This is a genomic window from Kitasatospora sp. MAP5-34 (assembly GCF_029894335.1).
In the GTDB taxonomy this organism is placed as follows: Bacteria; Actinomycetota; Actinomycetes; order Streptomycetales; family Streptomycetaceae; genus Kitasatospora.
On sequence record NZ_JARXZC010000050.1, the window covers coordinates 1 to 23,660 of the forward strand.

General features: G+C 72.0%; 23 protein-coding genes. 8 read left to right on the forward strand and 15 right to left on the reverse strand.

Annotation, left to right across the window (positions count from 1 at the left end; genetic code table 11):
- Positions 1-236: 236 nt before the first annotated feature.
- The 3 genes from P3T29_RS29185 to P3T29_RS29195 form a co-directional block, all read right to left on the reverse strand.
- The gene (locus tag P3T29_RS29185) at positions 237-1,034 is read right to left on the reverse strand and encodes a DUF3710 domain-containing protein (protein WP_280719676.1); all 798 of its coding nucleotides are present in this window, start codon (positions 1,032-1,034) and stop codon (positions 237-239) included.
- A gap of 81 nt (positions 1,035-1,115) precedes the next feature.
- On the reverse strand, positions 1,116-1,583 hold the full coding sequence (dut, locus tag P3T29_RS29190; protein WP_280719677.1) for a dUTP diphosphatase: 468 nt from the start codon (positions 1,581-1,583) through the stop codon (positions 1,116-1,118).
- Positions 1,580-2,185 carry a PaaI family thioesterase gene (locus tag P3T29_RS29195; protein WP_280719710.1) on the reverse strand — a complete coding sequence of 202 codons (606 nt, stop codon included), beginning with the start codon at positions 2,183-2,185 and terminating at the stop codon, positions 1,580-1,582. Before P3T29_RS29195 ends, dut begins: the two co-directional genes overlap by 4 nt.
- 120 nt (positions 2,186-2,305) lie before the next feature.
- Here P3T29_RS29195 and P3T29_RS29200 point away from each other — a divergent pair, with 120 nt between their 5' ends.
- Positions 2,306-2,755, forward strand: a complete 450-nt coding sequence (locus P3T29_RS29200) for a DUF3093 domain-containing protein (RefSeq protein WP_280719678.1) — start codon at positions 2,306-2,308, stop codon at positions 2,753-2,755.
- A gap of 261 nt (positions 2,756-3,016) precedes the next feature.
- Here the strand turns inward: P3T29_RS29200 and P3T29_RS29205 are convergent, their stop codons facing one another.
- From P3T29_RS29205 to P3T29_RS29220, 4 genes are all read right to left on the reverse strand, one after another.
- Complete coding sequence (locus P3T29_RS29205) at positions 3,017-3,313, reverse strand: DUF4193 domain-containing protein (RefSeq protein WP_280719679.1); 297 nt, start codon at positions 3,311-3,313, stop codon at positions 3,017-3,019.
- A 459-nt stretch (positions 3,314-3,772) separates the two neighbouring features.
- Positions 3,773-4,747: an acyl-ACP desaturase gene (locus P3T29_RS29210; protein WP_280719680.1), complete on the reverse strand. Its 975-nt coding sequence runs from the start codon at positions 4,745-4,747 to the stop codon at positions 3,773-3,775.
- A 270-nt stretch (positions 4,748-5,017) separates the two neighbouring features.
- A complete protein-coding gene (locus P3T29_RS29215) occupies positions 5,018-6,394 on the reverse strand; it encodes a HAMP domain-containing sensor histidine kinase (RefSeq protein ID WP_280719681.1) in 1,377 nt (458 codons plus the stop codon).
- A gap of 106 nt (positions 6,395-6,500) precedes the next feature.
- The gene (locus P3T29_RS29220) at positions 6,501-7,154 is read right to left on the reverse strand and encodes a response regulator transcription factor (protein ID WP_280719682.1); all 654 of its coding nucleotides are present in this window, start codon (positions 7,152-7,154) and stop codon (positions 6,501-6,503) included.
- Positions 7,155-7,644: 490 nt separating this feature from the next.
- Here P3T29_RS29220 and P3T29_RS29225 point away from each other — a divergent pair, with 490 nt between their 5' ends.
- Positions 7,645-7,830 carry a hypothetical protein gene (locus tag P3T29_RS29225; protein WP_280719683.1) on the forward strand — a complete coding sequence of 62 codons (186 nt, stop codon included), beginning with the start codon at positions 7,645-7,647 and terminating at the stop codon, positions 7,828-7,830.
- Positions 7,831-7,997: 167 nt separating this feature from the next.
- On the opposite strand, the gene P3T29_RS29230 is transcribed toward P3T29_RS29225, so the two are convergent.
- Entirely contained in the window at positions 7,998-8,801 is an 804-nt protein-coding gene (locus P3T29_RS29230; protein WP_280719684.1) for an inositol monophosphatase family protein, read from the reverse strand.
- Between the two features lie 24 nt (positions 8,802-8,825).
- On the reverse strand, positions 8,826-9,962 hold the full coding sequence (locus P3T29_RS29235) for a ferrochelatase (RefSeq protein ID WP_280719685.1): 1,137 nt from the start codon (positions 9,960-9,962) through the stop codon (positions 8,826-8,828).
- 142 nt (positions 9,963-10,104) lie between these two features.
- Between P3T29_RS29235 and P3T29_RS29240 the strand changes: the two genes are divergently transcribed.
- Together P3T29_RS29240 and P3T29_RS29245 are read left to right on the forward strand one after the other, a co-directional pair.
- Complete coding sequence (locus P3T29_RS29240; RefSeq protein WP_280719686.1) at positions 10,105-11,355, forward strand: MFS transporter; 1,251 nt, start codon at positions 10,105-10,107, stop codon at positions 11,353-11,355.
- A 95-nt stretch (positions 11,356-11,450) separates the two neighbouring features.
- Positions 11,451-12,764, forward strand: coding sequence for a D-arabinono-1,4-lactone oxidase (locus tag P3T29_RS29245; protein ID WP_280719687.1), 1,314 nt, complete (start codon positions 11,451-11,453; stop codon positions 12,762-12,764).
- 7 nt (positions 12,765-12,771) lie between these two features.
- Here the strand turns inward: P3T29_RS29245 and P3T29_RS29250 are convergent, their stop codons facing one another.
- Complete coding sequence (locus P3T29_RS29250; RefSeq protein ID WP_280719688.1) at positions 12,772-13,653, reverse strand: hypothetical protein; 882 nt, start codon at positions 13,651-13,653, stop codon at positions 12,772-12,774.
- Positions 13,654-14,091: 438 nt separating this feature from the next.
- On the opposite strand from P3T29_RS29250, the gene sepH reads away from it, so the two are divergent.
- A complete protein-coding gene (gene sepH, locus P3T29_RS29255; protein ID WP_280719689.1) occupies positions 14,092-15,198 on the forward strand; it encodes a septation protein SepH in 1,107 nt (368 codons plus the stop codon).
- 120 nt (positions 15,199-15,318) lie between these two features.
- Here the strand turns inward: sepH and P3T29_RS29260 are convergent, their stop codons facing one another.
- Positions 15,319-16,188 (reverse strand): sulfurtransferase, encoded by an 870-nt coding sequence (locus P3T29_RS29260; RefSeq protein WP_280719690.1) that lies wholly within the window; start codon positions 16,186-16,188, stop codon positions 15,319-15,321.
- Positions 16,189-16,339: 151 nt separating this feature from the next.
- On the opposite strand from P3T29_RS29260, the gene P3T29_RS29265 reads away from it, so the two are divergent.
- Complete coding sequence (locus tag P3T29_RS29265) at positions 16,340-17,107, forward strand: VOC family protein (protein WP_280719691.1); 768 nt, start codon at positions 16,340-16,342, stop codon at positions 17,105-17,107.
- On the opposite strand, the gene P3T29_RS29270 is transcribed toward P3T29_RS29265, so the two are convergent.
- The 4 genes from P3T29_RS29270 to P3T29_RS29285 all read right to left on the reverse strand — a co-directional run bounded on the left by P3T29_RS29270 (position 17,104) and on the right by P3T29_RS29285 (position 22,432).
- Positions 17,104-17,760 carry a thymidine kinase gene (locus P3T29_RS29270; RefSeq protein WP_280719692.1) on the reverse strand — a complete coding sequence of 219 codons (657 nt, stop codon included), beginning with the start codon at positions 17,758-17,760 and terminating at the stop codon, positions 17,104-17,106. The genes P3T29_RS29265 and P3T29_RS29270 overlap by 4 nt on opposite strands.
- A 32-nt stretch (positions 17,761-17,792) precedes the next feature.
- A complete protein-coding gene (locus tag P3T29_RS29275; protein ID WP_280719693.1) occupies positions 17,793-18,959 on the reverse strand; it encodes an alkaline phosphatase family protein in 1,167 nt (388 codons plus the stop codon).
- Between the two features lie 8 nt (positions 18,960-18,967).
- Positions 18,968-19,558 (reverse strand): DUF5998 family protein, encoded by a 591-nt coding sequence (locus tag P3T29_RS29280; RefSeq protein ID WP_280719694.1) that lies wholly within the window; start codon positions 19,556-19,558, stop codon positions 18,968-18,970.
- Between the two features lie 93 nt (positions 19,559-19,651).
- The gene (locus P3T29_RS29285; protein WP_280719695.1) at positions 19,652-22,432 is read right to left on the reverse strand and encodes a GNAT family N-acetyltransferase; all 2,781 of its coding nucleotides are present in this window, start codon (positions 22,430-22,432) and stop codon (positions 19,652-19,654) included.
- A 174-nt stretch (positions 22,433-22,606) separates the two neighbouring features.
- Here P3T29_RS29285 and P3T29_RS29290 point away from each other — a divergent pair, with 174 nt between their 5' ends.
- Together P3T29_RS29290 and P3T29_RS29295 are read left to right on the forward strand one after the other, a co-directional pair.
- Positions 22,607-22,885 carry an HPr family phosphocarrier protein gene (locus tag P3T29_RS29290; RefSeq protein WP_280719696.1) on the forward strand — a complete coding sequence of 93 codons (279 nt, stop codon included), beginning with the start codon at positions 22,607-22,609 and terminating at the stop codon, positions 22,883-22,885.
- Positions 22,886-22,959: 74 nt separating this feature from the next.
- The gene (locus P3T29_RS29295) at positions 22,960-23,601 is read left to right on the forward strand and encodes a DUF2461 domain-containing protein (RefSeq protein ID WP_280719697.1); all 642 of its coding nucleotides are present in this window, start codon (positions 22,960-22,962) and stop codon (positions 23,599-23,601) included.
- The last annotated feature ends 59 nt before the right edge of the window (positions 23,602-23,660 follow it).

Consider the following 23,660-nt stretch of genomic DNA (forward strand, 5'->3'; position numbering starts at 1 on the left):
CTTCAAGCCGCTCTCGCAAGCTCTCCGGGCGCTTCGTTCGTTCTTTCGTGTTTCCAGCTTAGCAGATGATTTCCGCTCCGTTTTCCGGAGTTTCACTCACCAGACTCGCTTTTCTTCGCCCCTCTCGGTGCGACTCCGGAACTGTACGTGGGACGGCGTCCCACAAGCAAATCGCCCCCGCCGGGTGATCCGGACAGGGGCGATCTGGGATGAACGAGTGGAGCCAGGAGCCTCGGTCAGTGGACCTCGGTGATCTCTGGGCCACGGGCGAAGGGGTCGAGAGCGGCGCCGCCGAAGCGGGAGCCCTCGGTCTCCGTGACGCCGCCGTCGGCGACCATCTGGGCATCCTCGGGGAGCTTGAGGACGATGGGGTCGCGCGGCGCCATCGGTGTCTCGCCTCGGACCACGACGGTCTGCTGGAAGACCTGCTCCAGGACGCCGGCCATCTCCGGCTGCACGGCGGCCTGGCCGGAGATCACTCCGCGCAGGAACCAGCGCGGACCGTCACAGCCGACGAAGCGGACCAGCTGGACGCCCTGCGTCCCGTCCGGCAGCTGCACCGGTACCTGGGCCCGGAGGTGCCAGCCCAGCGGGCCTTCTTCCTCTTCGACCAGCCCACCCTGCTGGGTGATACCGGTGGCGATCTCGTCGCGGACCTCGCCCCAGATGCCCTCGGACTTGGGGGCGGCGAAAGCCTGCAGCTGGATCGCGCTGTTGCCGAGGACGAGGGTGGCGGCCACGATCGCATCGCCGGCCACCTCCACCCGGAGCTCCATGCCCTCCACACCGGGGACGAGGAGACCGCCGAGGTCGACTCGGCCCTCCTCCGGGTTCTCCAGCTCGGACATGTCCCACGGACCGTCCGGGCGCGGAGCCGGCGGCAGGCCGACCCGGTCCGCCGGGTCAAGGTCTGTCTGGTTCTCGCTCTCGGAGTCGGCGGAACCTTCGACGTCATCGGGCGTCTCGTCGGCGCTGATGGCGTCGTCGGCGAGCTGCTCGACAGCGTCCTCGCTCTTCTGGCGACGACGGAACACGGTCACTGTCCTTCCCGGTCGAAGACCGAAGCGAATACCTGCTCGGCCACTGCGAGGTCGCGGGCCGAGGTCGCGGGCATGCTAGACCGCGGCATGACCGCCGGTCGACCCGAACCCACCTTCGGCACGTGCCGACCCGGGCAGCTCGGCCACCTCATGGAAGCGCGCCTTCTCGACCTGCTGGATCACCAGCTGGGCGATGCGGTCACCTCGGCGGAAGCTGACCCCCTCGCGCGGGTCCAGATTGACGACGATCACCTTGATCTCACCACGGTACCCGGCATCGACCGTCCCTGGGGCGTTCACAAGGGCAACACCGCAACGAGCAGCGAGTCCCGAACGCGGGTGCACGAAGGCGGCGTAGCCGTCCGGGAGGGCGATCCCGATCCCGGTGGGGAGCAGCGCGCGCTCACCCGGCGCCAGCTCGGCGTCGATGGTGGTGCGCAGGTCCGCGCCGGCGTCGCCGGGGTGCTCGTACGCGGGAAGGGGGATTTCGGGGTCGATCCGCCGGATCAGGATGTCTACCGGCGGACGGGCGGTGGTGCTCACGGGTTCACCTCGAAGGCTCGGGCGCGCTTGATCAGGTCCGGGTCGTCCAGGACGTTCTTGATGTCCTCGGGACGACCGTGCGAGGTGAAGTGTTCCAGCTTCACCTGGACGAAGAGCGCCTGAGCCCGGATCGCGACCGGTCCGTCCGGACCACCGATCCGTCCTTCCGCCGCGCCGTAGATCTTCCGCCCGTGCACTCCGGTGACCCAGGCGCTGATGTGGAGCGCGGAGTCCACCGGGACGGGACGGACGAAATCGGTCTCCAGTCGACCGGTCACCGACGGAGCGTGCAGCAGCCAGCTGAGACTGCCGAGGGTCTCGTCCATCGCCGTCGCCAGCAGGCCGCCGTGGGCCAGACCGGGAGCGCCCTGGTGAGCCACGCGCACGGTGAACTCGGCGGTCACCTCCAACCCTTCGCCGGCTGTGACCACCAGCTGGAGCCCCTGCGGGTGCTGGGGGCCGCAGCCGAAACAGTGGTCGTAGTGCGAGCCGAGCAGCGACCCGGGGGCCGGTGCCTCGGGGGCCCGGGGCGGCAGCACGGCGTCTGCGGGTGGCGTGGTCGGTGCGAGGACGACAGCCCGGACGGGGGTGGGCTGGTCCACGCCCTGAGCCGCAGCTGGGGTGGTGTCGGGTCTGTTCACAGGCGCGACCCTACCGCCGGGTAGCCACGCTGCGGCAGGGGCGGCGCCGGGCCCGCGACACCGAGCGCCCAGAATGGGGGCATGTACGACGAACGCCTTACCGTCCCCCGCTCGTGGTGGCTGCTCTCGGTGGCCTGCGGGCTCTCAGTCGCGCTGATCCTGCTGCGTTACGACGCGGTCGCCGCCCTGGTCGGCCTGGTGGTCGGGATCGTGGCCGGCGCCGCCGCGCTCAGCAGCTACGGCTCCGCGCGGATCCGCGTGGTGCAGGGTTCGCTGGTCGCCGGGCAGGCGCGCATCCCGGTCAGCGCCCTGGGCACGGCCCACCCGCTCACCCCCGCCGAGGCCGTCGCCTGGCGCTCCGTGAAGGCGGACCCCCGGGCCTTCATGCTGCTCCGGAGCTACGTGCCGACCGCCCTTCGGATCGAGATCACCGATCCGAAGGACCCGACGCCGTACGTCTACCTGTCGACCCGCTCGCCGCAGCGGCTCGCCGAGGCGCTGACGGCCGAGCGGCAGAGCACCGGCCGCTGAGCGGGTCCGCCGGTCGCGGCAGGGGCGCCGGCGGCTCGCAGGCGGAGCTGCCGGGCCCGGAAACGGCGGAGGGACGGCTCCGCGGTTGCGGGACCGTCCCAGTACTCCAGCCGTGCTGTTTTCCCTGTGCAGGACTCTCCTGCGGGTGCGATCGCCTGGACGATCGCCGGTTCAGCCTCCGGTCCCGTTGTTCAAGACCGGTCGGGGCGCTGTACCGAGCCGACGGGTGACCGTCGGGCCCGGGTCGGGCCGGCCGACTGCTCAGTCACAGTCCCGGCAGATGGGCTGACCGTTCTTCTCACGGGCCAGCTGGCTGCGGTGGTGCACCAGGAAGCAGTTCATGCAGGTGAACTCGTCCGCCTGGCGGGGCAGGACCCGAACCGAAAGCTCCTCGTTCGAGAGGTCGGCGCCCGGAAGCTCCAGCCCCTCGGCCGCGTCGTACTCGTCGACGTCGACGTTGCCGCCGGACTTCTCGTTACGCCTGGCCTTCAGCTCCTCGATGCTGTCCTCGTTGAGGTCGTCATCGGTCTTGCGTGGGGTGTCGTAGTCCGTTGCCATGTTTCGCTCTCCCCCTTTGGGTGTGTGCGGGTATCTCCAGCGCACGTAACGCACGGGGGGCCGGTCTTGTGCCCGACCCGAGGCCGAGATTTTGCCTTACTTCAAGCCCTGTTACTCAATCGACACCCAGTGGCAAGCACATCGGGGTGATCGAATATGGCCCGAACGGCCCGGCGCGGAGCTGTGAAGGGGGGCGCTCGGCGGCCGTCCGACTACTACCGGGAGTGACCGGAAGCCCGTCGTACGACCGGGAAGAGCCGGGCGGACCAAGGGGGCTGACAACTCGTCGCCAACTCCCCCGCGCCGCCTCCCGGTCACGTTCGGCGACTTTGCCACTCGAACGGGTGGTCACCCTACGAGATCATCCGAACGTGTCGTGCAACAAAGTGTGACCTTGATCACATCGAGGATTTTTCGGGCAAAATCCCGAAAATCCGTCACCCGAACCTACGCCACAACCTACTTCCTGGCGGCGTTGGCAGCCTTGCGGGCGAGCAGCGCGGCCTGTCGCTCGTCGAACTTCGAGGCCTGGGCGTCGAGGCCCTCGAGGAAGCGTCCGAGCTCGTCCTGGGCGAGCTGGCCCGCCGGGCCGAGGCCGCGGATCTCCATCACCTTGAGGTGGCGCAGCACCGGCTGCAGCACGTCGTCGTGGTGGATCCGGAGGTTGTAGATCCCGCCGATGGCGAGCTGGGCGGCGGAGCGTTCGAATCCGGGCATGCCGTGTCCGGGCATCCGGAAGTCGGTCACCACGTCGGCGATGGCCCGCATGGTCTGGTCCGGCGCGAAGTCCAGGGCGGCCTTCAGCAGGTTCCGGTAGAAGACCATGTGCAGGTTCTCGTCGTTGGCGATCTTCGCGAGCAGCTGCTCGCAGAGCGGGTCGCCCGCGTAGTGACCGGTGTTGCGGTGCGAGATCCGGGTCGCGAGCTCCTGGAAGGCGACGTACGCGACCGAGTGCAGCATGCTGTGCGCGTTGTCGGACTCGAAGCCCTCCGACATGTGGATCATGCGGGCCCGCTCCAGCTCCACCGGGTCCACCGCGCGGGTGGTCAGCAGGTAGTCGCGGAGCGCTATACCGTGCCGGCCCTCCTCGGCCGTCCAGCGGTGCACCCAGGTACCCCAGGCACCCTCGCGGCCGAACATGGTCGCGATCTCGTGGTGGTAGCTGGGGAGGTTGTCCTCGGTCAGCAGGTTCACCACCAGGGCGACCCGGCCGAGCGGGGTGACCTTGGACTGGTCGAGCGCCCAGGCCTCACCGCCGAGCGCGCCGTCGAAGTCCCGCCCCTGGCTCCACGGCACGAACTCGTGCGGCATCCACTCCTTGGCGACCTTCAGGTGGCGGTTGAGCTCGGTCTCCACCACCTCTTCGAGCTGCAGGATCAGGTGGGCGTCGGTCCAGGCGGTGGAGGCGGTGCGCTGCACGGGTGCGATGGTCACGGCTGGTGCTCCTGAGGCGGGCAGAGACGGGTGGGACGCACAGATGGCCGGCGGAGCCGGACTGCTGCGACTCACTTACGGCTGCGTAGGTTACGTAACCGTAAGTTGTTCCGGAGCGAAATGACAAGCCGCCCCTGCCAGCACTTATGTCGTCTTGACAGGAGTGGCAGGGGCGGCCGGGGAAATGCGTAGATCGTCCGCATCCGGACGGATTCGGTGGACGGACGGGCGAAAGGGCGCAGGCGGCGTCCCACCGCCCGGGATCGGCGCTCAGGCTCCAGGGATGCGTACCCGGATCGTCAGGCCGCCTCCGGTACGCGGAGTGGCCTCGATGGCACCTCCGTGGGCCCGGACCACCGAGCGGACGATGGAGAGCCCGAGCCCGACCCCCTTGTCGCTGCGGGTGCGGTCGGCACCCTTCACCCGGCGGAACGGCTCGAAGATGTGCTCCAGCTCATAACCCGGCACCACCGGGCCCGTGTTGCTGACCACCAGCTCGCCACCACCGCCGGGAGCGGGCGCGGTGGAGATCTCCACCCAGCCGTCGGCGACGTTGTAGCGGACCGCGTTCTGCAGCAGGTTGAGCGCGATCCGCTCCAGCAGGACGCCGTTCCCGGCAACCGTGACGGGCTCCAGGGCGGGGCGCAGCACGACCTCGCGGCCGACCGCCTCCGGCCGGATCTGCTCCAGGGCGCGGACGGCGACCTCGGACAGCTCGACCGGGCGCCGGTCGGTCAGCTCGTTGTCGCTGCGGGCCAGCAGCAGCAGCCCCTCGACCAGCTGCTCACTGCGTTCGTTGGTGGCCAGCAGGGTCTTGCCGAGCTGCTGCAGGTCGGTCGAGGCGGCCGGGTCGGAGAGCTGGACCTCCAGCAGGGTCCGGTTGATCGCCAGCGGTGTGCGGAGCTCGTGCGAGGCGTTGGCGACGAAGCGGCGCTGGGAGTCGAAGGAGCGGTCCAGGCGGTCGAGCATGTCGTCGAAGGTGTCGGCGAGCTCCTTGAGCTCGTCGTCCGGTCCGTCCATCTCGATCCTGCGGTGCAGGTCCGAGCTGGCCACCTCGCGGGCGGTGCGGGTGATCCGGTTGAGCGGGCGGAGCACCCGGCCGGCCATCGCGTACCCGGCGGCGAACGCGATCACCGCGAGACAGACCAGGGCAGCGAGGGCCTTGCGGAGCAGCGTCGCCAGGGCCACATGGGCCTGGCTGGCCTGGACGTGCGTGAGGTACTGACTGAAGTTCGAGCCGCTGATCTCACTCCCGTCGGGGGCGACCATCTTGACGCCGGGGCCGAGGGTGAGGTTGGGGACGGAGTTCGTCACGTCCTGGAACGACTGCTTGACGAACCAGTACATCAGCAGCAGCAGCACGACCCCGGCCATCAGGAACATCCCGCCGTAGAGCAGGGTCAGCCTGATCCGGATGGTCGGGCGCAGCTGCAGCCAGCCGAGCAGCCCGTCGCCAGGGGTGTAGACCGGGGACTCGCGGCCGGGGACGGCCTGCACCACCGGGACCGACGCGGAGCCGGGCGTGGAACCGGGCTTTGGGCCGGGCTTCGGACCGGGCGAGCCGGACGGGGACTGCGCCGGGCGGGGCGGCACAGGGCCGCCGGCGGGCGCGCCGGAGGCCCCGCCGACGGGGGGCGGGGGGGTCATGACTTTCCTCTCGGATGCCAGGGTTTCGGATGGCGGGGGCTCGGATGACGGGGGCTCGGATGACGGGGGTGGCGGGCGGTGGGGGCCGGAAGCCGGCCGCAGCTGGTCAGATGCGGTAGCCGGAGCCCGGGATGGTGACGATCACGGCGGGGTCGCCGAGCTTGCGGCGCAGCGTCATGACGGTGACCCGGACGACGTTGGTGAACGGGTCGGTGTGCTCGTCCCACGCCTTCTCCAGCAGCTGTTCGGCCGAGACGACCGCGCCGCCCGCCCGCATCAGGACCTCCAGGACGGCGAACTCCTTGGGCGCGAGCTGGACGGGCTTCCCGTCCCGGAGCACCTCGCGGCGCCCGGGGTCGAGGGAGATCCCGGCCCGCTCCAGCACCGGCGGCAGCGGCACGGTCGCCCGGCGGCCGAGGGCCCGGACCCGGGCGACGAGTTCGCTGAAAGCGAACGGCTTGGGGAGGTAGTCGTCCGCGCCGATCTCCAGGCCCTCGACCCGGTCGCTGATGTCGCCGGAGGCGGTCAGCATGATCACCCGGGTGGCGAGGCCCTGCTCGACGACGCTCCGGCAGACATCGTCGCCGTGCACCAGCGGGAGGTCTCGGTCCAGGACCACCACGTCGTAGTCGTTGACGGCGATCCGCTGGAGCGCGGCCTCACCGTCGTAGACCACGTCGACGGCCATCGCCTCGCGGCGCAGACCGGTCGCGACGGCTTCGGCGAGCAACTGCTCGTCCTCCACGACGAGTACCCGCACGGTGGTTGTCCCTTCTCCAGGAGCGGCCCCACCGTGCCCCGCCCGTGCGGGTCACCGGCGTACGGACCTTTGGGCCGCCGGGTTCTCCCCACACACACGGGTCCGACGGTGGTTCCATCCTGCCTGGTCCCGGGTTAAAGCAGCGGTAAGCGGTGGGGCGACGCTTGGAGGACAGGGGTCGGCGGAGCCGGTAAGCGGTACCACCGAGCACCGAATGGACTGTGACGCAGGCAACTTTCTCGACTTCTTAGGTTTCCCTCCCCGGCGGGTGGGGAGGACAGCTTCACACCACGCGATCGGGCCGAGCGCCGGTCGCAACCACCCTCCGTGCGTTCATCCGCACCGGTTCAGGGGTCACGTGTCATCGGGAGCAGCCTTCGGCCGGCTCCGCGTCATCCGGGAGCACCATCCACCCGGGCGCTTCCGTTGGCTCAGCACCTCCGCTCCGGGGAACGCCGACCGTGCCCGTCCGACACAGCAAGGGGGCAGTATGGACGCCTTCACCGCCGGAATCCTGCAGCGCATAAAGAATGCCGAGCAGGACCTGCACCGCGCACTCGAGTCCGGTGACGAGTTCCTCGCCGAGGTCGAGCAGTCCGAACTGGACGACCTGCGCCGACTCGCCGCCGAACACGGCGTCGACCCGGTGCGGGAGATGCACCGCGCCGCCGCCTGACCCGGTCTCCCGACCGACCGACACCATCGCACCATCGCACCGGACTCACCGGACCACGTACCCCGAGAGCCGTAAGGGGTAGCTGACCCCGAGCCCTGGCGCCACGTATTCGTGGGCCAGGGCTCTTCGCTGCGGTGTGCCCGGCGGTCCCGGTCGTGCGAGCAGCCTCAGTCGTGCCAGGCGCCGAGTTCGTCAAGTCGGGTCTGGAGCGGCTCGAACACTCCGGGCGGGGCGGTCACCGTGAGGCCGCCGTGCGGCTCCTCGCCGGGGCGGCCCCCGGCGAGGGCGCCTGCCTCGCGGGCGATCAGGACGCCGGCCGCCATGTCCCAGGGCTGGAGTCCGCGCTCGTAGAAGGCGTCCAGGCGGCCGGCGGCGACGTCGCAGAGGTCGACGGCCGCCGCGCCGGCCCGGCGGATGTCGCGGACCTCCGGCATCAGGGCGTGCAGCACCTCGGCCTGGTGGACCCGGGCGTGCTGGACGTAGTTGAAGCCGGTGCCGACCAGGGCCTGCCCCCACGGCGGTGCCGGGCGGCAGGAGACCGGCCGCCGGTTCAGGAAGGCGCCGCCGCCGAGGACCGCGTGGAAGAGCTCGTCCCGGGCCGGGACGGCGACCACGCCGACCACCGCCCGGCCGTCGAGTTCGGCCGCCACGCTGACGCCCCAGGACGGCAGGCCGTAGAGGTAGTTGACGGTGCCGTCGAGCGGGTCGACCACCCAGCGGACGCCGCTGGTGCCGGGGCGGTCGGCGCCCTCCTCCCCGAGGTAGCCGTCGTCGGGGCGGCGCCCGCTGATCAGCTCCAGGACGAGCTTCTCGGAGGCCAGGTCCATCTCGGTGACCACGTCGACTGGGCTGCTCTTGGTCGCGGCGACGCCCAGATCGGCGGGCCGGCCGTCGCGGAGCAGGGCGCCCGCGCGGGTCGCGGCGTCCACGGCGACGTCCAGCAGCTCGGCCAGCAGCTCGGGGTTGGGCACGGGTGTCTCCTCCTGAAGGGGTGGTCAGCGCTCGGCGGCGGCGGGCCGGGGCGTACGGGGGTTGGGGCAGCAGGCGACGGCGCACACGTCGTGGCTCGCGCCCAGCGTGCCCAGGGCGCAGCGCTCCACGGGTACGCCCCGCTCGCTCGCCGCGCGCTCCAGCAGCAGTTCGCGGACGGCGGCGGTGAAGCGCGGGTCGGCGCCCACGGTGGCGGCGCGGGCGACCGGCAGGCCGAGTTCCGCCGCCTTGGCGCGAGCCTCGGTGTCGAGGTCGTACTTGACCTCCATGTGGTCGGAGACGAACCCGATCGGGACCATCACCGCCGCCGGGGCGCCCGCCGTGTGCAGGGTCTCCAGGTGCTCGCAGATGTCCGGTTCCAGCCACGGGATGTGCGGCGCGCCGCTGCGGCTCTGGAAGACCAGCTGCCACGGGCGGTCCGCGACACCGGTGGCCGTCGCCACGCCCTCGGCGACCAGCCGGGCCACCTCCAGGTGCTGGGCCACGTACGCGCCGCCGGGCGTGCCCCGGGCCGGGTCGTCGGGCGCACCGGAGGTTTCGGCCATCGAGACCGGGATGGAGTGGGTGGTGAAGGCCAGCCGGGCCTCGTCCCGGACCCCTGCGGGGAGCTCGGCGAGCGCGGCCAGGGTCGCGTCGATCATCGGCCGGACGAAACCCGGGTGGTTGTAGAAGTGCCGCAGCTTGTCCACCCGCAGCTCGGGCAGGCCCTCGCCGAGCAGCTGCTCCAGCGCGGCGGCGAGGTTCTCCCGGTACTGGCGGCAGCCGGAGTACCCGGCGTAGGCGCTGGTGGCCAGGACGAGCACCCGCCGGTGGCCGTCCTCGGCGATGTCGCGCAGGATGTCGACCAGGTAGGGGGCCCAGTTCCGGTTGCCCCAGTACACCGGCAGGTCGAGGCCGTGCTCGGCGAAGTCCTTGCGCAGGGCGGCCAGCAGATCACGGTTCTGCTCGTTGATCGGGCTGACGCCGCCGAACAGGAAGTAGTGCTTGCCGACCTCGGCCAGCCGCTCCTTGGGGATGCCCCGGCCACGGGTGACGTTCTCCAGGAACGGCACCACGTCCTCGGGTGCCTCGGGGCCCCCGAACGAGAGCAGCAGCAGCGCGTCGTACGGCGCGGGGTCGGTGGAGGTGAGCGTCTCGGACATGGCACCGATCCTGCCACTAAAGACCATGGGGGAAGGTGCCGGGCAGTAATCGTTTGCCACGGTTCGTAAGCTGTCAATGTGGCTCGTGCAGCTTACGAACCGCGCCTCGGACCGACCGTCAGACCACCCCGCGGAGCCCCTCGTGCTGTCCAGCTACCGCCAGATATTCGCCGCCCCCGGCACGCTGGCCTTCTCGTCCGCCGGCCTGATAGCCCGGCTGCCGATCTCGATGACCGGCATCGGCATCGTGACCATGCTGTCCCAGCTGCGCGGCTCGTACGGTCTCGCGGGCGCGGTCTCGGCGGTGCTGGCGCTCTCGCTGGCAGCCCTCGGCCCGCAGGTCTCCCGCCTGGTGGACCGCCACGGCCAGCGCCGGATCGCGCTGCCCGCCACCGGCCTGACCATCCTCGCGGCCGCCGCGCTGCTGCTCTGCGCGCGCTTCGACGCGCCCGACTGGGCACTGTTCGTCTGCGCGGCCGGGATGGGCCTGATGCCGAGCACCGGCTCGATGGTCCGGGCCCGCTGGGCCAACCTGTACAGCGCCGAGCCGCCCAGGCTGCACACCGCCTACTCGTTCGAGGCGGTGGTGGACGAGATCTGCTTCATCGTCGGCCCGATCCTGTCGATCGGCCTGGCCACCTCGGCCTTCCCGGAGGCGGGGGTACTGCTCTCCGGGATCTTCCTGACGGCGGGCATCCTGCTGTTCACCGCGCAGCGGCGTACCGAGCCGCCGATCCACCCGGGCGCGCACCGGGCGGGGCGGGCGGCGATCCGCTCGTCGGGGCTGCAGGTGCTGGTGGTGACCTTCGTGGCGACCGGCGCGATCTTCGGCTCGGTGGAGGTGGTCACGGTCGCGTTCGCGCAGGAGCAGGGGCACACCGCGCTCGCCAGCCTGGTGCTGGCGGTCTACGCGCTCGGGTCGTGCCTGGCCGGGGTGGTCTTCGGGACGCTCAGGCTCAAGGGCTCGATGGCCGGGCGATTCATCGGCGGGATCGCGCTGATGGCGGCCAGCCTGGTGCCGCTCGTGGTGGTCGCGGCGCTGCTGCGGGGCACGGCGGGGCTGGTCGCGGTCGGGGCGGCGCTCTTCGTCGCGGGGCTCTCCATCTCGCCGACGCTGATCACCGCGATGGCACTGGTGGAACGGCTGGTACCGGCCGCCCAGCTCACCGAGGGGATGACCTGGACGACCACCGGGCTGGCGCTGGGCGTGGCGCTCGGCTCCTCGGTGGCGGGCCTGGTGGTGGACCACTCGGGCGCCCCCACCGGGTACTGGGTGCCGCTGGCCGCCGCACTCTTCGCCGCGCTGACCGCGCTGGCGGGCCTGCCCCGGCTGCGGGCCGGGCTGGTCGCCGTGGCCCCTGCCGACCTGGCAAACGGTGGGACACAGGCATAGACCTGCGCCGGTGGAGTGGCTACGCTCCCCCCTACTCACTGGTAGGACGCGCGGGACTTCCACCGTCCCGGCCCCCGGAGCAGGAGGCACCCGCAATGCCGCAGGCCACCCCCGCCGGCTGGACCAACTGGGCCGGCAACCAGAGCGCCCGGCCCAGCCGGGTCGTCACCCCGGCCTCCACCGCCGAGCTGACCGAGGTGGTGCGGCGGGCCGCCGAGGAGGGACGCACGGTGAAGGCCGTCGGCTCGGGCCACTCCTTCACCGCGATCGCCTCCGCCGGGGACGGCGTCCTGGTCCGCCCGCACGGGCTGACCGCCGTCCACGAGCTGGACCGCGAGGCCGGGACGGTCACGGTCGGGTCCGGGCTCCCGCTCTCCGGGCTCAACCGGCTGCTGGCGGCGGCGGGTCTCTCGCTCACCAACATGGGCGACATCGAGGTGCAGACCGTCGCCGGGGCGACCAGCACCGGCACCCACGGCACCGGCCGCGACTCCGGCTCGCTCGCCGCGCAGATCAGGGCGCTGGAGATCGTGCTCGCGGACGGCAGCGTCCGGCAGTGCTCGCCGACCGAGCACGCCGAGCTGTTCGAGGGCGCCCGGCTGGGCCTCGGCGCGCTCGGCGTGGTCAGCGCGATCACCTTCGGGGTCGAACCGTCCTTCCTGCTGACCGCCCACGAGAAGCCGATGTCCTTCGGCGAGGTGCTGGCGGGCTTCGACGACTTCGCCGCCGTCAACGAGCACTTCGAGTTCTACTGGTTCCCGCACACCGACCGCTGCTCCACCAAGCGCAACAACCGCAGCCAGGGACCGGCCGCGCCGCTGTCGGGCTTCAAGGCGTGGCTGGACGACGAGTTCCTCGCCAACACCGTCTTCGGCGGCCTGTGCCAGGTGGGCCTGCGGCTCCCGCAGGCCGTACCGACCATCGCCCAGGTGGCCGGCCGGGCCCTGTCGGAGCGGACTTTCACCGACCTCGCGTACAAGGTGTTCACCAGCCCGCGCAAGGTGCGCTTCGTCGAGATGGAGTACGCCGTGCCGCGCGAGGCGGCGACCACGGTGCTGCGCGAGCTGAAGGCGCTGGTCGAACGCTCCCGCTGGCGGATCAGCTTCCCCGTCGAGGTGCGGACCGCCCCGGCCGACGACCTCTGGCTCTCCACCGCGAGCGGGCGGGACACCGTGTACATCGCCGTCCACCTCTACCGGGGCACGGCGGAGCGCGGCTACTTCACCGAGGTCGAGCGGCTCATGACGGCCCACGAGGGCCGTCCGCACTGGGGCAAGCTGCACACCCGTGACGCCGCCTACCTCGCCTCGGTGTACCCGCACTTCGGCGACTTCACCGCGCTGCGCGACCAGGTCGACCCCGGGCGGCTGTTCGGCAACGACTACCTGCGGCGGGTCCTCGGGGAGTAGCTCACCTTCACGGGGACGGGGTGCCCGACGGCGTGGCCGCCGAGGTCGCCGGGGGTGTGGCGCCGGGCGGGCCGGCGGTGGTGGGCGTGCTGCTCGGGGTACTTGTCGGGGGGTTCGCCGGGGTGCTGGAGGGCGTGGACGACGGGGTGCCCGAAGGGGTGCTGGAGGGTGTCCCGGACGGGGTGCCGCTCGGCGTCGAGGACGGCGTGCCGGAGGGCCTGCCGGTCGGCGTCGAGGTGGGAACGGTGGCGGGGTCCGTGCCCCCGGAGCCCGGGGAGTCGACGCGCTTCGGGGTCGAGGGCTTGCTGTCGGAGGAGCCGCCGAGCGAGGTGCCGCTGCCGCTCTCACCCTTGACCGTCGCCGACACCGGCTGCCCGGTGGCCAGTTCGAAGCCCACGATCGGCGTCATCGCGAGGACGAAAACCAGGGCCGAGACGGCGGTGTACGTACGCCAGGTCCAGCGCCGCTTCGAACGGAGCGTCCGCGACTCGTTCCACTCGGCGGAGATCTCGGCGGACGTCTGGGTGGACGCCTGGGTGGACGTCTGGGTGGACGCCTGGGTGGGGATGTCGGGGGAGGTCTTGGCGGGCACCTCCCGGAAGTCGTTCGCCAGGGCGGCCGGGGTGCGTTCGACGGCGCTGCGCAGCTGCTCGCCGGTGCGCTTGAAGAGGTGCTGGAACAGCGCACTGCCGGTGGTCGCGCCGACGCTGACCACCGCCGCGCCGATGATCGTCCCGTAGACGCCGAGTTCCGAGGCGAAGACGGCGCCGACGACGGTGGCCAGGGCGCTCGCGGCCACCTGAGCGATGCTCAGGTCGATCCGCCCACGGCCGCCCGGCGGCGGCGGAGCGGCGGTCTCCGGCCCTGCCTGATCGCGCTGCTGCGGCATCAACATCCCTCGGTCGCCATGGCTCGACATTCGTACAAGCCCGTCCATCTTGCACAAAAAAGGACACAAGGGTCGAAAATCTGGTTCTCGGGAGTCGATATATGTGAAGATGATCACCGTCGGTCGACCGGTGGTCGGCCGTTCGAGTGCCCCTTCTTGAGATTCCCGTGAATCGCGGGAGACTTGAACGGCGAGCCGCCCCTCCGGATGCCACGAATGGAGTACTGTTCGTGGAGCCTGAGCCTTCGGTCAACGTGTCGACTGCCCATCAGACGGCGGCCGGGGCACCCGGGCGAGACGTCGACCGGCGACGTGGCAAACAGGCAACCGTGCCACAGCGGCGAGTTCGGGCGAAAGCCCGACACGCCGGGTAACTCAGCAAGGTTGTGGCCACTCGCGAGTGGGCAGGCCACACTCAGTACGGGAGCAGCGACGCAGGTGACGTCGGCAGGCACCACCCGGGAGGTAACCGTGCCCGAACTGCGCGTCGTGGCGGTCAGCAATGACGGCACACGTCTGGTGCTCAAGGCTGCCGACAGCACGGAGTACACCCTCCCCATCGACGAGCGGCTACGCGCCGCCATCCGTGGTGACCGGCCACGCCTCGGCCAGATCGAGATCGAGGTCGAGAGCCACCTCCGCCCCCGTGACATCCAGGCGCGGATACGTGCCGGTGCCTCCGCCGAGGAGGTCGCCCAGGCGGCCGGCATCTCGGTGGACCGGGTACGGCGCTTCGAGGGTCCGGTGCTGGCCGAGCGTGCCTTCATGGCCGAGCGGGCGCGGAAGACCGCGATCCGCCGGCACGGCGAGTCGACAGGTCCGCAGCTCGGTGAGGCGGTGGCCGAGCGGCTGGCGCTGCGCGGGGCCGAGAAGGACACCGAGCGGTGGGACTCCTGGCGTCGCGACGACGGCACCTGGGAGGTCATCCTCTACTTCCGGGCCGACGGTGAGGGCCTCAGCGCGAGCTGGTCCTACGACCCGCCGCGCCGGTTGGTGCAGCCGAACGACGACGAAGCCCGCACGCTGATCGGTGAGAGCCCGGAGCGCGAGGAGGAGTCGGTCTTCCCGTTCATCCCCCGGATCGCCCGGCTCCCGCAGGACCGGCCGTCCCGTCCGATGATCGAACGCCCCTCGCCCGACCGGATCATGTCCGGGATCGAACGCCCTTCGGCGGACCGGATCATGTCCGGCCGCGAGGTGCGGGAGAGCCGGGAGGCGGCCGCCGAGAACCGGGATTCGCTGACCAGCCTGCTGGACGTCGTGCCCGCCTTCCGGAACGACCTCGCCATCCCCGCCGTCGAGGCGGTGCCGACCGAGGCGCCGGAGGAGGCCGAGGAGCAGCAGGCGGCTCCGGCCGCCAGCATCGGCGCGGGTTCGGCGTACGCGGACATCCTGATGCCGCGCGCCGTCGCACCGCACCGGGAGCGACTGGTCGGGACGACGGACCGTCAGGCCGAGGCGGACGGCGTCCGGCCGGGCCGGCGGGCCACCGTGCCCAGCTGGGACGAGATCGTCTTCGGCAGCAGGCGCAAGAAGCAGGAGTAAAGGCCCGGTCAGAGCGGGTGAACCAGTAGGGGCCCGGGGAACTGCGCGAAACGGAAGAGTGCGGGCCTGTTGCCTTCCGGTCTCGCGCACTTCCCCGCGCCCCTTTTTGTGGCTGGTGTGTCAGCCCGGCAGCATGCCCGTCGCGGCGGGGTTCTCCGGGTTGGCGGACCACTCGCTCCAGGAGCCCGGGTAGAGGACGCCCGGGAAGCCGGCCACCGCCAGGGCGAGCAGCTCGTGCGCGGCCGTCACGCCCGAGCCGCAGTAGACGCCGACCTCCCGCTCGCCCGCGCCGAGAGCGCTGAAGCGCGCGGTCAGCTCGGCGGGGGTGCGGAAGCGACCGTCGGCGGTCACGTTCTCGGCGGTGGGCGCGCTCACCGCGCCGGGGATGTGCCCGGCGCGCGGGTCGAGCGGCTCCACCTCGCCTCGGTACCGCTCCCCCGCGCGGGCGTCCAACAGCAGGCCGGTACGGGCCAGTTCGGCGGCCTGCCCGGCGTCGACGGTGGGCAGCTGCCCGGGGACGGGCTTGAAGTCGCCGAGCTCGGTGTCCGGTACCTCGGCCGTCAGCGGCAGCCCGGCCTCCCGCCAGCCGGTCACTCCACCGTCCAGCACCCGGACGTCCGGGTGCCCGGCCCAGCGCAGCAGCCACCAGGCCCGGGCCGCCGAGAGCGCGGGCCCCGCGTCGTACACCACCACCGGCCGGCCGGCACTCACCCCGGCGCGGCGCAGGGCGGCGCCGAACTCCTCCGGGTCGGGCAGCGGATGGCGGCCGGCGCTGCCGGGCGTACCCGCCAAGTCCCGGTCCAGGTCGATGAAGTGAGCGCCGGGCAGGTGTCCGGCCGCGTACTCCTCGGGCCCGGACGGGCCGGTCGGCTGGAAAGCCGGCAGCCGGTAGCGGATGTCGAGCAGCACCGGCGGACGGGCGGACGCCAGCGCGTCGTGCAGTTCGGCGACGGAGATCAGCGGAGAGGCGCATGTGGCGGAGATATCCATGCCTCCCATTGTGACCTGCGGCACCCGGGTCTTTGTCACGTCTTTGCCCGCCTCACCGCGCGAACTGGCCACTGCGGCGGCCCAGGAGTGGAAGCATCACCCTGGGGCGCGCGGCGGCCCGGTCGGCCGGCCCCCGTCGAGGAGGCACGCGATGACTGCGGTGAAGGTCCGGTTGGCTCAGGGAACGCCCTGCTGGGTGAGCCTGATGACCAGTGACCAGGAAGGCGCCATGGCCTTCTACGGAACATTGCTGGGCTGGGAGTACACCCCGGGCCCGACCCAGCTGGGCGCGTACGTGCGCGCCACTCTCGGCGGCGCGAAGGTCGCCGGCATCGGGAGCACCCCGCCCCCGGGCGGCCACCGCGCCGAATGGACCACCTACTTCGCCGTGGACAACGCCGACGAAGTGTCACAGCGGGTCAACGAGTGCGGCGGAACCGTCGCGGTCGGCCCGCTGCAGGCGGAACACGCCGGACGGCTGGCGATCGCGGCCGATCTCTCGGGTGCGGTGTTCGGCCTCTGGCAGGGCGAGGAGCACCTCGGCTGGGAGGTGTCCGGGGAACCCGGCGCACCGGCCTGGAGTGAGCTGCTGACACCTGACGTACCAGCAGCGGCCGTCTTCTACCGCGCCGTCCTGGGCCAGGACCCCTCCCCCGACCGGGACGGGAACACCGCGCTGCTGGTGGACGGCCGGCCCGTCGCGGGCATCCGGCGCAGCACCACCCCGAGCGGCGGAGGACGGCCGCACTGGCAGGTCCACTTCGCCGTCGCCGACGCTGATCTGACGGTACGTCAGACAGTGGGCCTCGGCGGCCAGGTGTCGGACGGGCCGCAGGACACGCCGTACGGCCGGGTCGCCTGGCTCAACGACCCCCAGGGCGGACGGTTCGCGGTCGTCCAACTGCCGGACACGGCCTAGGCCCGCTGGTCCTCGAAGGGGAGGACGTCCGGGGAGAGGACCGCGACGCGGGCCGTGGCCGAGGTGAGGCGGCGGCGGTGGTGGCGGCGGCAGAGGACCTCGTAGCCGACCTCGCCCGCGCTGACGGCGATGTCGCCGACGACGACCTGCGCGCCCTCGACGACCATGACGCCGCCGACCGTGCGGGCGTTGTGGGTGGCCCGGGCGCCGCACCAGCAGAGGGCCTCGACCTGGAGGACCTCGACCCGGTCGGCGAGTTCGATCAGGCGTTGGGAGCCGGGGAAGAGCTTGGTGCGGAAGTCGGTGGTGATGCCGAAGGTGAAGACGTCGATGCCGAGTTCGTCGACCACCCGGGCGAGCTGGTCGACCTGCTCACAGGCGTAGAAGTTGGCCTCGTCGCAGATCAGGTAGTCGACCTTGCCGCCCGCCGAGAGCAGTTGCACCACGTGGGCGTGGAAGTCGAAGCCGTCCGTGACCTCGACCGCGTCGGCCCGCAGGCCGAGCCGGCTGGAGATGGTGGAGGCACCCGCGCGGTCGTGGCGGGAGAAGATGATCCCCTGCCGGCCGCGCGCGGCGTGGTTGTGGTCCAGCTGGAGTGCGAGCGTCGACTTGCCGCAGTCCATCGTGCCGGAGAAGAAGACCAGTTCAGCCATGGGTGGAGCAGGGGCCTTTCGAAGAGAGAGGGTCAGCCGCGGACTTCGAGCAGCGGCACGAGCTGCTCGACGGGGGTCATCGACCCGTGCAGGCCGATCATCGAGGACTCGCCGGGCTCCTTGCGGGAGGCGATCACCGCGATGTCGTCCCGGGCGGCGGCCACCACGTCACCGATCCGGCCGTAGACCCGGTCGTCGACCGCGGGACCGAACCAGCCCGCCGCTATCGCCTGGTCCCTGGTCGCGACCCACATCCGGTCCCCGAGCACCTCGCTCCAGACCGTGAACACGTCGGCTGCGGCGCCCGGGACGGCGTACACGTGCCGGGCCCGGCCCTCGCCGCCGAGCAGGGCGACGCCCGCGCTCAGCTCCCAGTCCTCGTCGAAGTCGATCCGGTCCTCGGGGGCGATGTCGATCATGCCGTGGTCGGCCGTGACGTACAGCGCCGAGCGCGGCGGGAGCTGTTCGGCGAGCCGCTTCGTCAGCCGGTCGACGTTGTTGAGCATCAGCCGCCACTCGTCCGAGTCCACGCCGTAGCGGTGTCCGGCACCGTCCAGTTCACTGACGTACGTGTAGACCAGCGCCCGGTCGTGCTCGGCCAGCCACTGGGCGGAGGCGTCCATCCGCTCCTCGGCGGTGGTCCGGCCGAGGAAGGTGCCGCCGGAGAGCGCGACCTTGGTGAGCGGGGTCTGCGCGAACAGCGGGGAGGAGATCTGGCAGGTGGCCACCCCGGCCGCGTGGACCTGCTCGAAGACCGTCGGGTAAGGCTGCCAGACCTTCGGCTCGACCGGCGGCTGCCAGCGCAGCTGGTTCATCAGGTGCCCGGCACCCGGCACCGCGACGGTGTACCCGGCCAGGCCGTGCAGCCCCGGGGTGAGCCCGGTGCCGACGGAGGCGAGCGAGGTCGCGGTGGTGGACGGGAAGCCGGAGGTGATCGCCCGGCCGCCCGCGATCAGCGAGGTCAGGAAGGGCGCCCAGTCGGGGTGACGCTTGATCAGCTCCCAGCCCATGCCGTCGACCAGGAAGACACAGACCCGGTCGGCGGGCTCCAGCGGCAGGCCGCTGGAGAAGCCGGGCACGCCGAGCCCGGCCGCCACGGCGGGCAGCAGGTCGGCGAGCGAGCCCGTCCCGTACGCGGGGGCGGGGGCGTCGGAGGGGTCGAGGATCTCGAAGGCGTCGTACCCGAGGTGCGTCGTCATGGAGCGCGTCAGCCCCGGGTGGCGATCGTCGCTTCGGACAGTGCCCGCGCGAAGATCAACGCCTGCCGGACCGTCTCCGGCCCGTCCCCCGCCTCGCTGACCCGCAGTGACAGGTCGTCGGCCGTCGCCGAACCGGTGTAGCCGTGGTCGGCCTCGCAGTTCGGGTCCGAGCAGCCAGCCGGCTCCAGGTCGATCCGCTGGACCGCCCCCCAGCCGATGGTCAGCACGACTTCGCGGGGCAGGGTGCCGGGGGTGTACGTCTCCGGGTTGGCGACCATCCGGCTGAGCACCACGGAGCCGATCCGGTCCAGCCGGACGCACTCGGTCGAGGTGGTCGCGTACGGGACCGGGCTGGTCGCGTCGGCGTTCTGCTCGTCGGTGTGGCTGACCACGAAACGGGACGGGGTGAGCACCAGCACGGTGACGTGCCGGCGGACCTCGTTCGCGTCGAAGGTGGTCTCCTGGTGCACCAGGTAGGAGGTGATCGGCTCGGGGCCCACCGCGGACTCGACGGCCTCGGACACCAGTGCCGGGTAGTAGCCGCTGCGCTCGATCGCCGAACGCAGGTCCTGCGTGGTGGTGGTACCGGTCTTGGCCATAGCTCCATCCTGGCATGTCCCGCCGACGAAGCGGGCGGCACTGGGCCGGGCTTCTGGCGTTCAGCGCCCCTTGGCAGGCGCAACCAAGGAAGGTTACAGGGTGCTCATGGCGCGCGGACCCAGGTCGTTGCGCACCGGGAGCGGTGCGATCCGCACCCGCGCCTCCAGAACCGCCAGCCCGTGCGGGGCCACGACCACGGGTTCGAGGTCGACCGAGGCGACCTCGGGCAGATCGTCGAGCAGCCGGGAGACCCGGAGCAGCAGCTCCTCCAGGGCGGCGGTGTCCACCGGGACGGCACCGCGCCAGCCGAACAGCAGCGGCGCGGCCCGGACCTCGCGGATCAGCGCGGCCACGTCCTGGTCGGTCGCCGGGATCAGCCGGTGGGCCACGTCGCCGAGCAGCTCGGCCGGGGCGCCCGCCAGCCCGAAGGAGAGGATCGCGCCGGCGCCGGGGTCGAGGGTGGCGCCGATCACGGTGTCCACCCCGCGCGGGGCCAGCTGCTGCACCACCAGCCGGGCCCGGGCCGCCCCGCCGAGCAGGGCGTCCAGCTCCCGGTACGCGCGGCGCAGCCCCGGCTCGCCCGTCAGGTCGAGGCGGACGCTGCCCAGGTCGGGGCGGTGCCGCAGGTGCTCGGCGGTGGCCTTGAGGGCGACGGGGTAGCCGAGACCGGCGGCGGCGCGCAGCGCGCTCTCCTCGTCCGGCGCGGGCAGGGCGGGGAGGAGCTCGATGCCGTAGTGGCCGAGCAGGGCGGTGGCCTCGGCGTCGGGGAGCGTAATGCGTGCGCCACCGGGCTGGAGCCGGGCCGCAGCCGCCGTACGGGTGTTCAGGGCCGTCTCGACCAGGGTGCGGGCCTGGGCCTCCTCGATCCGGTCCAGCTCCGGGACGCGGGCGGTCTCCTCGGCCTCGGCGGTCCGGCGGCGCCAGTCCGCGTAGTGCACGGCGTGCGCCAGCGCGCGGACGGCGCGCTCGGGGGCGGGGTAGGCGGGGATGCGCCCGGCGCGCAGGCGTTCGGGCAGCTCGGTGAGCGCGAGGTGGGTGAGCAGCAGGGGTTTGCCGACCTGGCGGGCCCGGACCACCGCTTCGAGCAGGGCCTCGGCGAACTCGGGCTCGTCGGCGCCCAGGTCCGCCGAGGGCGGCTGGGTGCCGATCGACGGGATGGCGACCGCGATCACCGCGTCCACGGCCGGGTCGGTGAGGGCGGTGTCCAGGGCGATCCGGAAGTTCTCGCCGGTGGCACCGGTGGTGAGATCGACCGGCGTACGCGGGCGCAGTCCGGCGCCGAGGCAGGCGTCGTGGGTGAGCAGGCCGAGCGAGTCGGAGTTGCCGACCACCGCGACCCGGTCGCCGGCCGGGAGGGGCTGCCCGGCGAGCAGCTCGCCGGTGTCGAACAGCTCGGTGATGGTCTCCACCCGCAGCACACCGGCCTGCTGGAAGAGGGCGTCCACGGTGGCGTCCCGCAGCCCGCCGGCGGCCGGTTGGACGGCGTGGCCGGGCGGGAGGCTGCCGGTGTGCCGGGCGCCCTTGACCACCACCACCGGCTTCACGGCGGCGAGGCGGCGGGCGATCCGGGTGAACTTGCGGGGGTTGCCGAAGGACTCCAGGTAGAGCAGCACGACCTCGGTCGCCGGGTCCTCCTCCCAGTACTGGAGCCAGTCGTTGCCGGAGACGTCGGCGCGGTTGCCGACCGAGGCGAAGGAGGAGACGCCCAGGCCCCGGCGGTGGGCGGCCTCCAGCAGGGCCACACCGATCGCGCCGGACTGGCAGAACAGGCCGAACGGGCCGCGCTCGGGCAGGACGGGCGCGAGCGAGGCGTTGAGCGGGTGCTCGGGGTCGGTGTCGATCAGGCCGAAGGCGTTCGGACCGACCACCCGCATCCCGGCGGCGCGGGCCTGCCGGACCAGCTCGCGCTGCTGGTCGAGGCCGTCCGGCCCGGTCTCGGCGTACCCGGCGGTGACCACCACCAGGCCCTGGACGCCGTGCGCGCCGCAGTCGGCGACGGCCGACGGGACGGCGGTGGCGGGGACGGCGATGATCGCCAGGTCGACCGGGCCGGGGATGTCCAGGAGCGAGCGGTGGGTGGGGACGCCGTCCAGCTCGGTGCCGGGCGGGGCGTTCCGGTTCACCGCGTACACCGGGCCGTTGAAGCCGTTCAGATCCCGGAGCAGCGTGCGGCCGACGGACTGCGGGTGGCGGGAGACGCCGAGCACGGCGACCGAGCGCGGGGTGAGCAGCCGCTGCACGCTGCGGGCCTCGGCGCGGTGCTCGCGGGCGCGCATCACGGCGAGCGAGGCGGCGGTCGGTTCCAGGTCGAACTCGAGGTGCACGACGCCCTCGGCGAAGCTGCGGCGCTGGGTGTAGCCGGCGTCGGTGAATACCTTGACCATCTTGCGGTTCTCGGGGAGCACCTCGGCGGTGAACCGGAGGATGCCGCGCTCCTGGGCGACGGCGCCGATGTGCTCCAGCAGCGCCGACGCGACACCCCTGCCCTGGTGGGCGTCCTGGACCAGGAAGGCGACCTCGGCGTCGGTACCGGTGGCGGAGGGCCGGCCGTCCTGGTCGATCCGGTCGTAGCGGACGGTGGCGATGAACCTGTCCCGGACGACCACGGCCAGGCCGACGCGGTTGACGTAGTCGTGGTGGGTGAACCGGCGCACGTCCTTGGCGGAGAGGCGCGGGTACGGCGCGAAGAACCGGAAGTACTTCGACTGGTCGGAGACCTGCTCGTAGAACTCGACCAGTCGGTCGGCGTCCGCCTCGGTGATCGGGCGGATCCTGGCCGTGCCGCCGTCGCGCAGCAGGACGTCCGCCTCCCAGTGCTGGGGGTAGCTGTGCTCGTCGCCCTGGCGCGAAGGGTTGACTGCGGAGGTGTCCACGATCATCAGGTTATCCGTCCGCAGGGCCGCCGTCGCCGGACCGCCTCGGACCCTCGTGCGCGGGCGGCACGGAGGTGGCGCACACGTGGCACACTGGTCTAGACAACATGGCTTCACCGGCACCACCTGAAGCCGGCACCACCTGACCTCAGCACCACCTGAAAGGCACGTCACATGGCCGAGCGCCGCGTCACCATCGGTTGGCCCGAGGGCCTGCACGCCCGTCCCGCCGCCGTCTTCGTCCGCGCGGCCACCGCCGTGGGCGTGCCCGTCACCATCGCCAAGGAGGGCGGCAACCCGCTCAACGCCGCCTCCATGCTGGCCCTGCTCGGCCTCGGCGCCCAGGGCGGCGACACCGTCATCCTCGCCTCCGACGCGGACGGCGCGGACGAGGCGCTCGACCGCCTCGCCAAGCTGGTCCAGGAGGGCCTGGACGAGCTGCCCGCCGCCTGACGGCAGGCACGACAGCACAAGTAGGGGCTCGGTCCGATCGGACCGAGCCCCTACTGTGTGTCTATGCTCGGAGAGTGACGTTCCGAGGCTGGCAGACCGTGGCGCTCGACTTCTACGAGGGCCTGGAGACCGACAACTCCAAGTCGTACTGGACCGGCCACAAGGCGGTGTACGAGGAGGCCGTCCACGCACCGATGGCGGACCTGTTGGAGCAGTTGGAGGACGAGTTCGGGCCGGGCAAGATCTTCCGGCCCAACCGGGACGTGCGGTTCAGTGCCGACAAGTCACCGTACAAGACGCATATCGGCGCGTACCTGGAGGCCGGCGGCTACATCCAGCTCTCGGCGGACGGTCTCGCCTGCGGCCTCGGGATGTACCAGCTCGCCCCGGACCAGCTCGCCCGGTACCGCGACGCCGTCGCCGAGGACCTCTCCGGCGCCGAGCTGGAGCGGGTGATCGCGCGGGTCCGCGAGGCCGGCCCGTCCGTCGTCGGCCGGGACGCGCTGAAGACCGCTCCGCGCGGGTACCCCAAGGACCACCCGAGGATCGAGCTGCTCCGCAACAAGGGCCTGATCGCCTGGCAGGAGTGGGAGCCCGCGAAGTGGCTGGGCACCCCGGCCGCAGCGGACCGGATCACCAGTTTCCTGCGCAGCTCGCAACCCCTCAAGGACTGGCTGGACGCCCACGTCGGCCCGAGCGAACTGCCACCACGCTGAACCGCCAGAACGCTGAACGCCCCCGCCGGATCATCCGGCGAGGGCGTTCAGTGACGTGA

What these genes read in the sequence shown, in the direction of transcription:
- P3T29_RS29200 (WP_280719678.1), top strand. Translation starts at nt 2,306, where the DNA reads ATGTACGACGAACGCCTTACCGTCCCCCGCTCGTGGTGGCTGCTCTCG.
- P3T29_RS29205 (WP_280719679.1), bottom strand. Translation starts at nt 3,313, where the DNA reads ATGGCAACGGACTACGACACCCCACGCAAGACCGATGACGACCTCAAC.
- P3T29_RS29215 (WP_280719681.1), bottom strand. Translation starts at nt 6,394, where the DNA reads ATGACCCCCCCGCCCCCCGTCGGCGGGGCCTCCGGCGCGCCCGCCGGC.
- P3T29_RS29225 (WP_280719683.1), top strand. Translation starts at nt 7,645, where the DNA reads ATGGACGCCTTCACCGCCGGAATCCTGCAGCGCATAAAGAATGCCGAG.
- P3T29_RS29235 (WP_280719685.1), bottom strand. Translation starts at nt 9,962, where the DNA reads ATGTCCGAGACGCTCACCTCCACCGACCCCGCGCCGTACGACGCGCTG.
- P3T29_RS29245 (WP_280719687.1), top strand. Translation starts at nt 11,451, where the DNA reads ATGCCGCAGGCCACCCCCGCCGGCTGGACCAACTGGGCCGGCAACCAG.
- P3T29_RS29250 (WP_280719688.1), bottom strand. Translation starts at nt 13,653, where the DNA reads ATGCCGCAGCAGCGCGATCAGGCAGGGCCGGAGACCGCCGCTCCGCCG.
- P3T29_RS29260 (WP_280719690.1), bottom strand. Translation starts at nt 16,188, where the DNA reads ATGGATATCTCCGCCACATGCGCCTCTCCGCTGATCTCCGTCGCCGAA.
- P3T29_RS29265 (WP_280719691.1), top strand. Translation starts at nt 16,340, where the DNA reads ATGACTGCGGTGAAGGTCCGGTTGGCTCAGGGAACGCCCTGCTGGGTG.
- P3T29_RS29270 (WP_280719692.1), bottom strand. Translation starts at nt 17,760, where the DNA reads ATGGCTGAACTGGTCTTCTTCTCCGGCACGATGGACTGCGGCAAGTCG.
- P3T29_RS29275 (WP_280719693.1), bottom strand. Translation starts at nt 18,959, where the DNA reads ATGACGACGCACCTCGGGTACGACGCCTTCGAGATCCTCGACCCCTCC.
- P3T29_RS29280 (WP_280719694.1), bottom strand. Translation starts at nt 19,558, where the DNA reads ATGGCCAAGACCGGTACCACCACCACGCAGGACCTGCGTTCGGCGATC.
- P3T29_RS29290 (WP_280719696.1), top strand. Translation starts at nt 22,607, where the DNA reads ATGGCCGAGCGCCGCGTCACCATCGGTTGGCCCGAGGGCCTGCACGCC.